The 16,430-nt window shown below is 68.1% G+C and carries 9 protein-coding genes; 2 read left to right on the top strand and 7 right to left on the bottom strand.

The genetic code is table 11. The annotated features are described in order from the left end of the window. Positions 1-27 precede the first annotated feature (27 nt). From ACERNI_RS08660 to ACERNI_RS08650, 3 genes are all read right to left on the bottom strand, one after another. Entirely contained in the window at positions 28-1,425 is a 1,398-nt protein-coding gene (locus ACERNI_RS08660) for a malonyl-CoA decarboxylase (RefSeq protein WP_448832881.1), read from the bottom strand. A gap of 650 nt (positions 1,426-2,075) precedes the next feature. Next, on the bottom strand, positions 2,076-3,155 hold the full coding sequence (locus ACERNI_RS08655) for a glycosyltransferase (RefSeq protein WP_448832880.1): 1,080 nt from the start codon (positions 3,153-3,155) through the stop codon (positions 2,076-2,078). A gap of 382 nt (positions 3,156-3,537) precedes the next feature. Then, entirely contained in the window at positions 3,538-3,921 is a 384-nt protein-coding gene (locus ACERNI_RS08650) for a 4a-hydroxytetrahydrobiopterin dehydratase (RefSeq protein ID WP_448832879.1), read from the bottom strand. 345 nt (positions 3,922-4,266) lie between these two features. Here ACERNI_RS08650 and folB point away from each other — a divergent pair, with 345 nt between their 5' ends. Next, complete coding sequence (gene folB / locus ACERNI_RS08645; protein ID WP_448832878.1) at positions 4,267-4,653, top strand: dihydroneopterin aldolase; 387 nt, start codon at positions 4,267-4,269, stop codon at positions 4,651-4,653. Between the two features lie 577 nt (positions 4,654-5,230). Here folB and ACERNI_RS08640 read toward each other — a convergent pair. The 3 genes from ACERNI_RS08640 to ACERNI_RS08630 all read right to left on the bottom strand — a co-directional run bounded on the left by ACERNI_RS08640 (position 5,231) and on the right by ACERNI_RS08630 (position 9,869). After that, complete coding sequence (locus tag ACERNI_RS08640; RefSeq protein WP_448832877.1) at positions 5,231-6,343, bottom strand: S-(hydroxymethyl)glutathione dehydrogenase/class III alcohol dehydrogenase; 1,113 nt, start codon at positions 6,341-6,343, stop codon at positions 5,231-5,233. A gap of 123 nt (positions 6,344-6,466) precedes the next feature. After that, complete coding sequence (gene chrA / locus ACERNI_RS08635; protein WP_448832876.1) at positions 6,467-7,783, bottom strand: chromate efflux transporter; 1,317 nt, start codon at positions 7,781-7,783, stop codon at positions 6,467-6,469. 37 nt (positions 7,784-7,820) lie between these two features. Next, the gene (locus ACERNI_RS08630; protein ID WP_448832875.1) at positions 7,821-9,869 is read right to left on the bottom strand and encodes an NAD(+) synthase; all 2,049 of its coding nucleotides are present in this window, start codon (positions 9,867-9,869) and stop codon (positions 7,821-7,823) included. Positions 9,870-10,019: 150 nt separating this feature from the next. Between ACERNI_RS08630 and ACERNI_RS08625 the strand changes: the two genes are divergently transcribed. Continuing rightward, positions 10,020-11,411: a CoA transferase gene (locus ACERNI_RS08625; protein WP_448832874.1), complete on the top strand. Its 1,392-nt coding sequence runs from the start codon at positions 10,020-10,022 to the stop codon at positions 11,409-11,411. A 38-nt stretch (positions 11,412-11,449) separates the two neighbouring features. Here the strand turns inward: ACERNI_RS08625 and ACERNI_RS08620 are convergent, their stop codons facing one another. Next, positions 11,450-16,108, bottom strand: a complete 4,659-nt coding sequence (locus ACERNI_RS08620) for an autotransporter domain-containing protein (RefSeq protein WP_448832873.1) — start codon at positions 16,106-16,108, stop codon at positions 11,450-11,452. Positions 16,109-16,430 lie beyond the last annotated feature (322 nt).

Below are 16,430 nucleotides of genomic sequence, written 5' to 3'. Positions count from 1 at the left end.
GAAGTAGACGCGATTTCCGTCGCCGCGTCACGCCACAGCTCCGTTCTCCTGGGGTTCCTTCTTTGGCTCCCGGCCGTTCTTCGCGGCCGGCAGGCGGCCGCCATTGCCGCGCAGCAGCTTTTTCACGGCGGCGGAGGCGGCAACTTCGCCCTGCTCGACGAAGGCCTCGTGGTTCTTCTCGATGTCGTCGAGCGCATAGAGATAGTTCACCATGAAGCCGTGCGCCTGGGCCATGCCCTTGGGCGAGGTGTCGCCCAGATAGTCGATGGCCTCCAGCCGGGCGCCATTGCCGAGGTGGAAGCGCGCCACCGGATCGACGGGCCGGCCGGCGGCGTTGCGGGCGCTCAGATAATAGCTGGCGGCCAGCTGCGTCATGGGTTTACGCAGCGCCTCGCGCATGTCGGCGCTGTCCTGCCAGCCCGGCTCGTCCAGCAGCTTCAGCGAATCGCGCAGGGATGCGTCGAGGAACTCCGAATCCTCTTTTGCGCGCTCCTTTTTCAGCCAGCTGGCGAAGCCAGGCGCCGGCGACAGCGTGACGAAGGTTTTCAGCTGCGGCAGCTCGCGCTTCAGCTCCTCCACCACCTGCTTGATGAGGAAATTGCCGAAGCTGACGCCGCCAAGGCCGCGCTGGGTGTTCGAGATGGAATAGAACACCGCAGTCGTCGCCTCCTCGGCGGCGATTGGCTTGCGGCTGGTGTCAAGCAGCGGCGCGATGGCGTCGGGGATGCCGGTGGTCAGCGCCACTTCCACGAAGATCAGCGGATCGTCGGCAAGTTGCGGATGGAAAAAGCCGTAGCAACGCCGGTCGGACGGCTCCAGCCGGTTGCGCAGATCGTCCCAGTCCTGGATGGCGTGCACCGCCTCATAACGGATGATCTTTTCCAGAATGTTGGCTGGCGTGGTCCAGTCGATATGGCGCAGCACGAGGAAACCCCTGTTGAACCAGGTGGAGAACATATGGGCGAAGTCCCTGTCGACGCCCTGGAGATCCGGCTGGGCCGGCAGATGGTCGAGCAGCTCCTCGCGCATTCGCACCAGCGCCGCCGTCCCGCCCGGCGCCAGGTTGAGCCGCCGCAGCAGCTCCTGACGGCGGGCTTCGGTGGCGCGGTGCAGCTTCTGTACGTTGGCGGGCGAGGCGTCTTTTTCAACGGCTTTCAGGGCGCCCTTGACCTCGTCCATGTCGGGGCCGAAGCGGTCGGCCAGGGCCGTCAGGAAGGTGAGGCGCGACGGCGGCGGCGCGGCGTCGTAGCTGCCGATAATCGCGGCGGCCAGCGCCACGCCGGAGGCTTCGCCCTGCCGCGACAGCAGGTTTTCGCCCAGTTCGACCAGGTCTCCCCCTTTGATGGGGCCTTTCGGGCGCCCCAGCAGCGCGCGCCCGCGTTCGGACAGCGTGGCGAACAGATCGTTGAGGAATGCGGTCGGCATTGTCGCTCCATGAGATCCGGGCGCTGGCAGGGCGCCAGCGCAAAAAGAGGGCGGCGCAGGTTCAGGCGCCCATATGGGCGCCTGAGGCCAAAGCCGGATGAGGTTGCCTCACCTGGCCCCGTTGAAGCCGCAGCGATGCCTCGGCCGCGCAGGTTTCGGACGCGTCCACATTTGTGCGCCCTGGCGCGCGACGTTGCCAGAGAAATGGCGGCCATTTCGCGGAGGGCGCCGGGAGAGCGGCATGCCAAGGCAGCAACTCAAAAGGGTAAGGCAAAGTTCCAGCTAACGATGCCGCAGCTGCGCCTCTGGCGCGGACCGTGTGCGTGGGAGAGCGCCAGTCGCGATGACAGCGCGCCAAACGGGAATGCGCCCCAGGGAGGTAGGCCAAAGTGGAGTGCGCCATCAGGGGAATGTGGCATGGGGGGCAGGGCGGGCCAAGGGCCCCGGTTGGCCAGAGCCGCGCCAGGGGCGGGAGCAAAGGGTCGCAGTCGGATGGATAAAGGGTAGCGGACAGATGGATCGGGCTGGCGGCAATACGCCTGTTCCCAAATCTCCTGTTGCAAATATTTTCGCCCCAAAGACGGCTGCCTCTGGCCGGGCCGGGCGGAAGCACGGAACCGGGCATTCCGCGTCAAGGCATCCCGCGCACTTCAGGCGACGCTGCTTCGCGGCGTCGTGGCGACAATATCGGTCAACAGTTCTCCCCATGACGCGGCCGCCTTGTCGACAGTCCACGCCCTGGCGATCGTGCGGGCGGCGTTGGCCAGTTGCTTGCGTCGTCCGCTGTCCGCCATCAGCGCCGTCAGCGTCCGCGCCAGCCCCACGGCGTCGCCTTCTGGCGTGAAGGCAGCCGCGCCGTCCCACAACTCGCGATAGTCAGGCGCGTCGGCCAGCACCATGGCGCAGCCGGCCTCGGCGGCTCGCCAGGTCATTTCGCCGTCGCTATCGCCGGCGGCGGCTGAAACGAATGCCTGGGCGCCATCCAGCCAGCGCTGGATCTGGCCAGGCGACAGGGCGCCCAGCGCCCAGAGGTGTCCGGTGTCCGCCACTTTTCCAGCGCTGGCCCCGGAGAGCATCACCGGATGCGGGCACAGGAAGGCGGCTTCATTCAGCGACGTCAGGTTTTCCCGCCCATCGCCCGTCTGGTGCGCGGCGATGGCGTAGGACGTCAGGTCGACGGCGGGGCGATCCGCGACCCATGGCGCATACGTCCGCCGGATCACCCGTGGCGGGCGCCGCAGGCGGTGGGCGTCCATAATGTCGCCCGCGTCGGCGTGGCTGGGGGCGACGACGCCCGTGGCGGTCTGGTAACCGCTGCGCAAAAGCCGGGCGCGCCACTCGTGACCTGGCGCCTGGCGCGCGCGGCTGGCGACGATGATGTCCCGCCCGTCAGGCGACACCACAACCGGGGCCTGGAACGGGCCGAACGCCGCCAGCGCCGGATGATGCAGCACGACCAGATCGACCGCCAGGACATTGGCCAGACGCGCCACAGCCTGTCCGGCCGCCTGCAACTCGCCAAAGGAATCCGCCAGCCGCGCGGCGACCGCGTGGGCCGGCATGGCCCGCAGGTTCGGGGCTTCGGCTATCTCAGCCGTCTGCCGCTGGTCTGGCTCGGGGCCAAGCATCGCCAGGGTCACGTCGAACCCGCGCATCGCCAGCGCCCTGGCGATGGTCATGACGGCGTTCCAGCCGCCGCCCACGGTGTCGATGCCCAGCACCAGCTGCACGCGTTCTGCCTCCCGGCGGAGCCTGTCGCCCGCGCCCTTGATGAACAAATGGTTAATGACACTTGTCATCGAAAGAGGTGAATTTGAAGAGCCGGCAATGCAACCTGTGCCGTAACGACAGGGGGATGCCGTCAAAAGCAGCGCTGATATGCCGTTAAGTCATTGTCTGGTCTGCACGTAATCTCCGCATAAAATTTCGTTGATAGCGCCCGTCCGGATGCGGTTGTCACAGCGCAACGCGGACTGGCGCGGGCAGATCGGCCCGGAACAGGGCCAGCGCGGCGGCCGCACGATTCGGCGCGCCGGCCTTCAGCGCCCGTCGCGACGCATGGTCCTGTCACAACGCATGACCATGTCACAACGCATGGTCCTGGCGCGGCGTTCAGCCCGTTGCCGGCGGTTCTTCCAGAATGGCGTGCGACGAGCCTGGCGGAATGCCCTCCAGCGCGCCTCCAGCCGGCGTCCACGTGACCAGCGCCTCTATCCGTTCCGCAAGCTCCAGGTCGCGGGCCGTGACGCCCCCGGCGGAATGGGTCGAAAGCGATACGCGCACGCGCCCCCAAGACAGGGTCATGTCCGGGTGATGCCAGGCAGTCTCGCACAGGAAGCCGATGGCGTTGCCCAGCATGAGCGACGCTTTCCATCCGGCGGTTGGATAAACCCGGACAATGGCGTCGCTCTCCAGCGTCCAGCCGCCGGGGATATCCGCCAGCCTACGAAGGATTTCGTTGTTCTCAAGAGGTGCGTCGGGGTCTGGTTGCATCATCTGCTCCCTGGGGTCGGACCAGTTTCAAAAGGGGCGGAAACCATCGTGGGCAAGGGCGGGCCCTGTTCCGCAGCTCAGGCCAACCAGACTGCCTGATCTGGCTTCGCCGCGTTCTGGCCCTGTCATGACCGGCCCCGCCCTGGCGGGCTGCCGTTGTCTGCGCCGGCCCGCACGGCAGGGCGCCGGGTTCTGCGCCGCCAGTGGCGTGGCCCGGCGGCTTGCTGGCGCGTGCACTCTGCGGCGCCCGTTCTGCCGCGCTGTTGCCGCCGCGCCCTTGCTGCCATGCTCTGACGGGTATAAAGCCTGGCGAAGCCGGCGGATCCGGCGCACCAGGAGCATGCGCCTTTGAGTGACAGGATCAAGGTCTCCCGCATCGCCATTTACGCACATCATGGGCTGCACCCGGAAGAAGCGCGGCTCGGACAGCGCTTTTTCGTGTCGCTGGATTGCGTGCTCGACCTGAGCGAGGCGGCGCGCAACGACGACTGGCACGCCTCGGTCTGCTATGCGGAGCTGACGGAACGCGCCACGCGGGTCACGCTTGATCGCCGGTTCCGGACCATCGAGGGCCTCGCCGACGCCATCGCCACTGATGTGCTCGCGACCTTTCCGCTGATCGACGCGGTCACAGTGGAGGTCGAAAAGCCCGGCGCGCCCGTGCCCGCGATTATCGATGGGGTCATGGTGGAAATTACCCGCCGGCGTAAGCCGGCAGGGAAGGCGTCTTCCTGAATCATTGCATGAAGAATTCTTGTTTTTTTATTTATTAACCATGATTTAGACAGGATATCTCACCTGTTTTGTCATGGTCCGGCATGTCGCGGCCTCCAAGGCGGCGTTTGGCGAATGTAGCCAATTTTTTTGTTGAATATCAGCTGTTTGCCCGTATGTCCGCATGCCGGATTTGGCCTGCTGCCGCGAGCCTTCGTCATTGGCGAAGGCTCGCGTTGCGCCTTCAGCCGGCTGCGCTTCTGCCAGGTGCTGGCGTCTGCGGCGCAGGTCGCCGGCCATGATCAGCCGGGGCGGGCCATCGCAACGGCGGTGGGCGGCGGCGGCAGGCAGATCCGGGGCTGACAGGCGCAAGCCCCAGCCAGTTCGCATCAGGCGGCCGCAATGGCGGCGAGCGCGTTCCGCCGCTCGGGATCTGATCACGCTCTTGCAGGAAAATGGTGAGGGCGGGGCGCCGGCGTGCGCCATTGCGAGCCCCGGTCATGTCTTGTTCAGGCGGACATCAGCCATGCCGGCAAGGCCGCGGCCCCGGCCTCAAACTGGCGGGCGGAGCGACGCTCCCCCCGCCTGCTTCCAGAAATCAGAACTCCACCACGGTGCGGATCGACTTGCCTTCGTGCATCAGGTCGAAACCCTCGTTGATGCGCTCCAGCGGCAGCTTGTGGGTGATCAGGTCGTCGATATTGATCTTCCCCTCCATGTACCAGTCGACGATCTTCGGCACGTCGGTGCGGCCGCGCGCGCCGCCAAAGGCGGTGCCCTTCCAGACGCGCCCGGTGACCAGCTGGAACGGGCGGGTGGCGATTTCCTTCCCGGCTTCAGCGACGCCGATGATGATCGACTCGCCCCAGCCGCGATGGCAGCATTCCAACGCCTGACGCATCACTTCGGTGTTGCCCGTAGCGTCGAAGGAGAAGTCGGCGCCGCCGTCTGTCGCGTCGACAATGGCCTGCACCACCTTGTCGCGGCCAACCTCGTTGGGGTTGATGAAATGGGTCATGCCGAACTTCTCGGCCATGGCGCGCCTGGACGGGTTGAGGTCCACGCCAATGATCTTGTCCGCGCCCACCATGCGCGCGCCCTGGAGGACATTGAGGCCAATGCCGCCGAGGCCGAACACCACCACATTCGCCCCCGGCCACACCTTGGCCGTGTGGATCACCGCGCCAATGCCGGTGGTGACGCCGCAGCCGATGTAGCAGATCTTGTCGAACGGAGCGTCTTCGCGAACCTTCGCCAGAGCGATTTCCGGCAGCACCGTGTAATTCGAGAAGGTCGAGCACCCCATGTAATGCAGCACCGGGTCGCCGTCGCAGGAGAAGCGGCTGGTGCCGTCCGGCATCACGCCCTTGCCCTGGGTGGCGCGGATCGCCGTGCAGAGGTTGGAGCGCTGCGACAGGCAGGTTTTGCACTGGCGGCATTCCGGCGTGTACAGCGGAATGACGTGGTCGCCCTTCTTCAGGGTGGAGACGCCAGGCCCCACATCCACGACAACGCCGGCGCCCTCATGGCCAAGGATGGCGGGAAACAGCCCTTCCGGGTCGAGGCCCGACAGGGTGTAGGCGTCCGTATGGCAGATGCCGGTGGCCTTCACCTCCACCAGCACCTCGCCGTACTTCGGCCCTTCCAGATCAACCTCCATGATTTCGAGAGGCCTGTTGGCGGCGACAGCGACGGCGGCGCGCGATTTCATGGCGGTAATCTCCGGCGTTCGGGAACTGCAGATATGGAAAGACCCTTACAGCGGTTGCCGGCAAGGGCAAGCCATCTGGCCGGGTTTAACGCCGCGCCGGCGTCGCGAAAATGACGGGCCGGATCAGCCGGGAAGCATCGCCAGCAGCGCGCCAGCGCCCGCGCCGGCCAGGGCGACGCTCCATGGCGGGGCTTTCCAGACCGCCAGCAGCAGAAATCCGGCGACCGCCAGCACGAAATCCCGCGGCGTAAACACGGCGCTGGTCCACAGCGGCTGATACAGGGCGGCGCCCAGAATGCCGACCACCGCCGCGTTGGCGCCGGCCATGGCGGCGGCGGCGCGCGGATTGGCGCGCAGTCTGGCCCAAAACGGCAGGGTTCCGTACACCAGCAACTGGCCCGGCAGGAATATGGCCAGAACCGCCAGCGCCGCGCCCAGGGCGCCCGTGGGCGGCGTGGGCATCAGCGCCCCCAGCCAGGCGGCGAAGGCGAACATGGGCCCGGGCATGGCCTGGGCAAGGGCGTAGCCGGTGAGAAACGCATCGGGGGGGATGCCCGCCGGCGCGGCGACTTCCGCCTGCAACAGCGGCAACACCACATGACCGCCGCCAAACACCAGCGATCCGGTGCGGTAGAAAGCGCTGAACAGCGAGAAGCCGCCGCCCCAGAGGCTGGCGGCCATCGGCAGCAACAGGAACAATCCAGCGAACATGGCAAGCGCCGCCGTTCCGGCGCGGCGGGACACTGGCCCGCGTGCGGTCGCTGGCGCGCCATTCGCCGCAGCATCCCGGCAAACGGCCAGTCCCAGCAGCCCACCGGCGCCGATCGCCAGCAATTGCGCCGCCACGCCGCCCGGCGTGACGATGGCCAGCGCGACAAGCGCAATGGTGGCCCGCGCCCGGTCTGGCGTCAGCAGCCGCGCCATGCCCCAGACCGCATGGGCCACCACCGCGACGGCGGTGAGCTTCAGGCCATGCAGCATGCCGGCGGCGAGCGGCCCCTGCAGGGCGCTGGCCCCGGAGGCCAGCGCCGTCATGATAATGGCGCTGGGGGCGGTGAAGCCGAGAAACGCCGCGACGCCGCCCCCGATGCCGCCGGTGCGCTGCACGCCGATGGCGAAGCCGGCCTGGCTGGAGCCGGGGCCCGGCAGGAACTGGCAGAGCGCGATCAGCGCTGCGAAATCGGTTTCCGACAGCCAGCGCCGACGCAGCACGAATGCTTCGCGAAAGTAGCCTATATGCGCAGCGGGCCCGCCGAAGGCGGTGAGGCCGAGGCGGAGGAAGGCGAGAAATACTTCCAGGGCGCCGCCGTGCTCCGGCGACAGGCCGCTGGTAGAGCCGAGGTCATCGCGCCCGGATCCATTTGCCGGACGCATGTCCTGGGGGTCCGTTCGCGACAGCAGGTCGCGCGGCTGACTGTCGTGGGGCGCGCTCTTTCTCATTCCAGCTCTCCGTTTATGCTGCCGGAATGTAGACGGCTCAGGCTTCGGGCGTATTACGCTTCAGCTCGTCCAGCCAGACCCTGGCGTTGCCATCCGACGGCGCCCGCCAGTCGCCGCGCGGCGACAGTGAGCCGCCGGAGGAGATTTTCGGACCGTTCGGCACGGCTGAACGCTTGAACTGGCTAATGGCGAAGAAGCGGAACAGGAACACTTCCAGCCATTTGCGGATCTCGGCCAGGGCGTAGGCCCGGTGGTCGCGCTCCGCGATATTGGCCGGCCAACGTCCGCGCGCCGCGTCGCCCCAGGCGTGCAGCGCCATGAAGGCGATCTTCGACGGGGCGAAGCCGTAGCGGGTGACATAGAACAGGTTGAAGTCCTGCAGGGCGTAGGGGCCCACTTTCGCCTCGGTGGACTGGATGGCTCCGGTGGCGTCGGCTGGCACCAGCTCTGGCGAGATTTCCTGGGCGAGGATCGCCTCCAGCAGCGCCGCCGTTTCCGCGTCCACGTCGCCGGAATGGGCGACGAAGCGGATCAGGTGCTGGATCAGGGTTTTCGACACCGAGGCGTTGGGGTTGTAGTGCGACATGTGATCGCCAACGCCATAGGTGCACCAGCCAAGGCCAAGCTCGGAAAGGTCGCCGGTGCCGACCACCAGGCCATTGTGATGGTTGGCGAGGCGGAACAGGTAGTCGGTGCGCAATCCGGCCTGCACATTCTCGAAGGTCACATCGTAGACCGCTTCGCCGTTGCCGGCCGGATGGCCGAGATCGGCGAGCATCTGCCGCGCCGCCGGCCGGATATCCAGCTCGGCCGCCGTCGCCCCCAGCGCCCGCATCAGCGCCCAGGCCTTGGATTTCGTGCCCTCCGACGTGGCGAAACCAGGCATGGTGTAGGCCAGAATGTCGCTGCGCGGCTTGCCGAGGCTGTCCATCACCCGGGCGCACACCAGCAGGGCGTGGGTGGAATCAAGCCCGCCGGAAACGCCGATCACCAGCTTCGCCGCGCCGGCCGCGCGCATGCGCTGGGCCAGGCCCTGCACCTGGATGCTGAACGCCTCGTAGCAATCCTCCCGCAGCCGCGCCGGATCGGCTGGCACATAAGGGAAGCGCTCGATGCGCCGCTCCAGCGCCACGTCGATTTCCGGCGCGTCGAGGTGGAATTCCACCATCTGGAAGGCGTTGACCTGGTCCGCCGCGGCCCGGGCGCTGTCGCCGAAGGTGGTGACGCGCAGCCGCTCCTGGCGCAGGCGGTCGAGGTCCACGTCGGCGGTCAGCAACACGCTGTCGGTCGGGAAGCGCGCGCTTTCGGCCAGCAACTCGCCATATTCGAAGATGGCGGCGTGGCCGTCCCAGGCGAGGTCCGTGGTGGATTCGCCTGGCCCGGCGGCGGAATAGACATAGGCCGCGATGGTGCGCGCCGATTGGGCGCCGCACAGCAGCCGGCGCGTCTCCGCCTTGCCGATGGTGATATTGCTGGCGGAGAGGTTGATGAGGAGCTCCGCCCCGGCAAGGGCGGCGTAGCTGGAGGGCGGAACCGCCGTCCAGACATCCTCGCAGATCTCCACATGGAAGGTCACCGGCGCGCTGCCGGCGCTGCGGAACAGCAGGTCGGTCCCGAACGGAGCCTCCTGGCCGGCGACGGCGATCATCGCGTCGGCGACGCCAAGGCCGGAGGTGAAATGGCGCGCCTCGTAGAATTCCCGGTAGTTCGGCAGGTAGGATTTGGGAACCACGCCGAGGATTTCGCCGCGATGGATAACCACGGCGCAATTGTACAGCCGGCCCTGCCAGCGCAGCGGCGCCCCGACCACCAGCACCGGGTACAGCGCCTCCGATGCTTCCGCCAGCCCGGCGATCGCCGCATCGACCGCGTCGAGCAGCGGCTGCTGCAACAGCAGATCGTCAATGGCGTAGCCGGAGAGGCCCAGTTCCGGGAAAATTACCAGCCCCACATGCCGGTCGTGCGCCTGGCGCGCCAGCTCCAGCGTCCGCGCCAGATTGAACTGCGGGTCGCCCACGCCCATGCGCGGCACGCAGGCCCCGGTCCTGAAAAACCCGTGCGTGTAGAGCGAGTGAAATCCACCCATCCGGTGCGGCCTTTCCTGACCTTGATCTGCGGGGAGATATAATCTGGACGTATGGGGCAGGGTAGTGTGTCGCCCCGGTTTTCGCCACCCCGGAGGAGCGCGGCCATCTCCGGTCCAATCATGTCTGAGGAAATCATGTCCCAGGAAGTGATGTCTCATGAACCGGCCCTGCCCATGACGGAAGAGATCTGGGCGGCTCTCGGAGGGCAGCCGCAGGCCCCAGGTCGCCTGACCTTTGAGGGCTCCGGCGGATTGCCCTCAGCTTTCGCCGTTTCCGGCCTGGCGGCGGCTTCAGTGGCGGCGGCCGGCCTTGCCCTGTCGGATCTCCAGGCAAGGATCGCAGGGCTGGCCCCGGAAATCATTGTCGACCGGCGGCTCGCTTCCCTGTGGTTCGGCTGGTCCCTGGCGCCGCGCGGCTGGAGCCTGCCGCCGGCCTGGGACGACTGGTCGGGGGATTATCGCTGCGTCGATGGCTGGATCCGGGTGCACGCCAACGCGCCGGCGCACAGGCGCGCAGCGTTGCGTGCGCTTGGCCAGCCGGCTGACCGCAACGAGGCGGTGCGCCGCGTGGCGCTGCTTGATGGCGACGCGCTCGAGACAGCGATCGTGGATGCGGGCGGCTGCGCGGCCCGGATGCGGCTGGCGTCGGAATGGCGCGAGCACCCCCAGGGAGCCAGCGTCGCCAGGGAGCCCCTGATCGCGTGGGAAAGCTGGGGCGATCCCGGGCGGGCTGGTCAGGGGAGCGACCACTGGCGGCCAACCCGCGAGCGGCCGCTGCAGGGGCTGCGGGTGCTTGACCTCACCCGGGTGCTCGCGGGGCCGGTGTCGACGCGCTTTCTCGCCGCCTGCGGCGCCAGCGTGCTGCGCATCGACCCGCCGGACTGGGACGAACCGGCGGTCATTCCTGAAGTCACGCCCGGAAAAATGTGCGCCCGGATGGACCTGCGCCAGCCTGGCGACCACGCCCGGTTCATGGAGCTGCTTCAGGGGGCGGATGTGCTGGCGCACGGCTATCGTCCTGGCGCTCTGGAGGGGCTCGGCCTCGGGGCTGAAACCCGGCGCGCGGTCAATCCTGGCCTCGTCGAGGTCTCGCTTGATGCGTGGGGCTGGAGTGGCCCGTGGCGCGGCCGGCGGGGCTTCGACAGCCTGGTGCAGATGAGTTCGGGCATCGCCGCCGCCGGCATGGCGTGGAAGGGGGTGGAAACGCCGACGCCGTTGCCGGTGCAGGCGCTGGACCATGCAACAGGCTGGTTGATGGCGGCGGCGGCCTTGCGCGGCCTGGCGCGCCGGCTCGACGGGGGAGGCCACGCCGCGCGGCTGTCGCTGGCGCGCACCGCCGCCCTGCTCGCGGCGGCTGGACCGTCCAGCGAGGCCGGGTGGCGGCCCGCCGCCGCTGATGATTATGCGCCCGGGGAAGAGCTGACCGATTGGGGGCCGGCGCTGCGGTTGCGGCAGCCCCTCTCGGCGGCGGGCGTCAGGTTGCAATGGGCGTCTCCGGCGCGCCGCCTGGGGAGCGACGCGCCCCGCTGGCCGCAAGGTTGAGCGGCGCGGTCGCCGGGCGCCCAACCGCACCGGAGGGCTCAGAACCGGACGGCGAAATTGCCTTTCAGCGATTGCGCCTGCCCGTGTTGCGCCAGTTGCGCCGACCACATGGCTCCAAGGGTAATGTTGGTCGCCACACGCATGTCGAGCCCCGCCTCCAGCAGCAGGCTGTCGCGGGCGATCGGCGCGCCAGTGACGCTGAACGGCGTCGTCGCCCCGGCCAGCCACATGCCGCCGCGCGGATTCACGTCTCCGAAGGCATGGATCCAGCCCAGCGTGGCGCGCCCCGTCAGCGCCGCGCCATTGGCCAGCGTAAAGGTGTGGGCGAGGCGGGCGCCAAGCGTGGAATAGGCTGTGCTCATGCCGCCGGCCTTGCCGGACAGGGCGGCGACGCCGCCGGTTTCCCGAAAGCGCTCGCCATCGAACCCTACCCAAGCCAGCCCCGCGAACGGCTCGACGGTGGTCGCCCCATAATGGAACTCCTGCCCCACCTCACCGAAAATCTGGCCGACGCCAGAACGCCAGGCGCCGCGCGCGCTGTCGGAGAAACCGGGAAAGACAATGGCGCGGCTCACCGTTGCGTCGTTCCAGGTGTAGGCGGCGCCCCAGCGCATGCCGAGCCCGGCGTATTTGCCGCCGCCATAGAGCGCCACATGGTAGCTGTCGGCCCCGGCTGAGGAGGCCCGGCTGTTGAGGTCGAACGAGCCGCGGCTATAGCCGCCGGCGGCGCCCAGTCGCCAGTTGTCAAAGGCCTGGGCGTCGATGCCGGCCAGGAAGCCGGCGACGGACTGATTGATTCTGGGGACGCCCGTGCTGACGCCTCCGGCATGGCCCCACCCGCCAAACGCCTGGCCCCACAAGGTTGCGTTCAACCCTTCCAGCCGCCGGATCTGCCGGGCGTCGTCATTGGCGTTGACCTGGTCTCCATTCGCCTGCGACTGGCGGATGCGGCCGGTGATGGCATCGCGCACATGATGGCTCTGGGCGGCCAGCGCCCCGGCGATCGAGGCGTGGACGTCGCCGGAGATGGCGCCGAACGCCTGCGCGGCGGCATCGGCGGTCGGCAGGTTGGCGATGATGGAGAACAGTGGGTTGCCGGTCGGCAGGCGGTCAACCGCCGCCGCCGCCGCCGCCTGGTTCGGCGTTTTGGCTACCTCCTCCATGGGCACGCTGTTGCGCACCACGGTGAGATAGGCGTTGTTGGCGTCGTAGCCCAAAATGGGCGTCAGGAAGACGTAGCTTTGCCCCGGCGCCCAGCTGGCGCCGCCCTCAAAGGTGGAGCCGCCAATGCCATTCGCGGCGGTGACGATGATCTGCCGCGCGTCCACCGCGTAGCCGCTGCCGGGTGGATTGGCCGCCACCACCACCCTGCCGCCCAGATGCGCCTGGCCAGCGACCTGGATCAGGTCGGATTGCCCCTGGGCATTGATGTCGACGTGATAGACCGAGGAAGGGCCAAGATTCAGATTGCCGCCGACCTGGATCACGCCGAGCGAATTGCCGGGCGCGATGACGCCATGATTGACGAGATTGCCGCCAATCCGCCAGTTGCCGCCAAACATGGAAGCGGCGTCCGCATGGACGTCGCCGCCGACATGCACGGGGTTGGCCACGGAACCGCCGTTGGCCCGTGAACCGGCGAGCGTCACGCGTCCATCCACCTGCACGCCGCCTTCGCCAAAGCGCAGGACTGAATTGCTGGCGGCGATGTCGCCAGCGATGAGGCTGCCGTCGCGGACGTGCAACTCGCCGCCGCCGTGCACGGCCCGTATGTGCCGTACGCCCCTGGCCACGCCGCTCCAGGACGCTTTCTCGCCAAGCTCGACATCGGTGAAGCCAGTCGTTTTCGCGTCCATGTCGAGAATGTCGCCGGTCGCCACCGAGCCGCCGCCGAGGGCAAGCGCCACCACGCCGCTGTCGCCGCCGGCGCCACTGCGATCGACCGCCAGCAGCACGTTGCTCGGGCTCGCCAGATGAACGCCTGGCCCGATCAGCAACTCCGCATGCTGGCTGGCCTTGTCAAAAGTCGCGGCGATAGCGGCGATGGCTCCGCTAATCGCTCCCGCGCCGCTCAGCGTGACGGAGGCGTTGTTGTGGACCCGGATCGCCGCGTCCTGCGCCGAGGAAATGCTGACCGCTTCAGCCAGGACAACGCCGCCGTCGCGCGCGACGAGGCCAGCGGCTCCGCTGCCCGTGGCGGCGAGGGAGCCTCCGGTCAGCTCCAGCCGGCCGCCATGTTCGGCCACGGCCGCGTGGGCGTCCGAGCCTGTGGTCTGGACATCGGCGCGGCCGATGATGACGCCGCCAGGGGCGGCGGGGTCGTGGCCATCGCGCCGCCGGTCATTGCCGGCGAGCAATCCGTGCGCGGCGATGCCGGAAGCGTGAAAGGACGTTCCTTCCAGTTCGATCCGCGAGCCTGTTTGCGCCACGGCGCCGTGGCCGCCGGCGCCGCTGGTGGTGACGGCGACGCCGCTGGCGGCGATAATTCTGCCGGCATCCACAGCGTACAGCCCGGCCGCCAGCGCGCCGCTGGCGTTGACGGCGCCGCCGGTCAGTCTGACAACGCCGGCGCTGGAGCCGTCATGCGCTGGAGGAGCTGGAGCGGCGATTTCCGGGAAGCCGGCCTGCACGGCGTGTGCGCCGGCGCCCGAAACGCTGATGTTGGCGGCGCTTTCAATCGTTCCGCCCGAATGCGCCAGCAGGCCGCGCGCGTTTGCGCCGGAGACGCTGACCGATCCGCCGGTCAGCTCAATGCGCCCGCCAAAGTCCGCGACAGCGCCGTGCGCGTCGGTTCCCACAGTCTGCACGTTGGCGGCGCCCTGGATGACCCCGCCAGGGGCGGCGGGGTCCAGGCCCGCGCGTCGCCGGTCATTGCTGGCGATCAGGCCCAGCGCGGCGATGCCGCTGGTATGAAACGACGCGCCGTCCAGGTTGATGCGGCTGGCGGTTTGCGCCAGCGCGCCATAACCGCCGTCGCCGGTGGTGGTCACGGCGACGGGGCCGGCGTTGATCTGTCCGCCGTCGGTGGCGTACAGGCCAGCCGCCAGCATGCCGGCAGAGCTGATGGCGCCGCCGGTCAATGTCACCACGCCTGCGGTGGCGCCGGTGTAGAGTGGGTCCGTCGTTTCAGCGAGCCCGGCCTGCACCGCGTGGGAGCCGTCGCCCAGGGCGCTGACATTGGCGGCGCTGGTGATCGCGCCGCCCGAATGCGCCAGCAAGCCTTGCGTCATATGCGCCGTGACCGAAACCGATCCGCTGGTCAGGGTGATGGAGCCATTGTCGCGGGCCAGCGCCCCAACGCCCAGCAGGCCCTGGGTCGTGATGTCGGCGCTGCTCGTGATGCGTCCGCCATTGACGGCGACCACGCCCTGGCCGCCGTCGCCCGTGGCGGTCACGGAGCCGCCGAACAGGGTGACGCGGCCGCCGTCCTGGGCCACGACGCCATGGCCGTCGACGCCCTGGGCCGTGACCGCGACGCCGTTGGCGTTGATGACGCCGCCGGTCGCCGCCGTATCGAGCGGCAGGCGATCATTGCCGGCGAGCAGGCCATGGGTTGCATCGCTGGCGACGCTGACAACGGCGCTGGTCAGATTGATGACGCTGTTGCTGTCGGCGTGGGCGCCGGTCGCGCCCGGTCCGGTTGTGACGATGTCGACGGCGGTGGCGTGAATGACGCCCGCGTCCGTCGCATACAGCCCCCTGGCGCCGCCGCCGCTGGTGCGCAGGTCGCCGCCTGTCAGCGTCACGACGCCGGCGGTGGCGCCATCATAGGCTGCGAGGGGATCGCTGGCGCTGGCGCCGCCGGCCTGCGCCGCATGTGCGCCCGCGCCGCTTGTCGTGATGTTGGCGCTGCTGCTGATCTGGCCATTGATGATGGCGGAGAGCCCCAACGCCTGATCGCCACTGGTGGTGACAGAGCCATTCTCAAGGCTGACGCTGGCGCCATGCGAGGCGAGGGCGCCGCCAGCCTGGAGGCCCGTGGTGGTGATGGCGACGTTGCGGGCGTTGATGATGCCGCCAGCCGTCGGGATATTGAAGTTCTTCACCATGTCATTGTTGGCGACGAGGCCCACTGCGCTGGCGCCGGAGGTGCTGACGCTGGCGTTGACCAGATTGATGGTGCTGGCGCTTTCCGCCTGGCCGCCGAAACTGGTGGCGCCCGTGGTGCTGATGATGACGTTGCTGGCGTTGATGACGCCGTAATCAACCACATGCAGGCCCAGCGAATAGCCGCCGTCCGTGCTTATCTGGCCGCCGGTGAGATTGACCGTCCCCGCCGTGGAGCCGTCATACAGCGTGACGTTCGGTCCGGAATTGCCCGCCTGAACAGCATGGCCGCGGTCGCCCGTGGTCGTCACATTGGCGCTGCTGTTGATGACGCCCTGGCTGCGGCCCAGCAGGCCAATGCTGCGTTGCGCGATGGTGCTCTGGACGTTGACGACGCCACCGTCCAGCGTTACCGCGCCGCCTGGATTGTAGGCGATCACCCCGCGCTGGCCGGGAGGGGCGCTGACCATGACATTGGTGAGGATGCCAAGGTCGACGCCATTGGCCGAGATCGGCGGGCCGGCAAGAAGCGGCGTCGATAGTAACGACAGCGCCGTGGTTGAGGTCAGCAGTAACGCAAGGCGCCGGCGTGGTGAATATCCGGAGCTGGCTGGAAGTATGGTGGGGACGGCGCAGGCAGTTGCAGGCATTCGTTCACCCATAATGCTGAAATTCAGGGTGATGTTGCTGTGATTTTCCTGCTGATCAATTAATATTATAATTTATTGTTTTAAATATTCAGGCGCGTGTTTTAATTGCTTCAGTAAAGATGTGTTCATCTGTGGTCGGCGTGAGCCTGGGCGCGGATAGGCCGCCAGCCTGCGACCACTCGCGCAACGGTGGGTGAGAGGTGGTGGGCGGAAAGTAGCGGATGCCAGCGGGGCGGTGGGCGGTGGGCAATGGCCAGCGGGGCGGTGGACCGCAAGCGGCGCCCTGTCCGGACAGGGACTGGCGCGGCGTCATGAGACCCGG

The sequence above is a fragment of the Camelimonas sp. ID_303_24 genome (assembly GCF_053543495.1).
The sequence above is the reverse complement of the archived record's forward strand: the minus strand, read 5'-3'. Positions and strand labels throughout refer to the sequence as shown.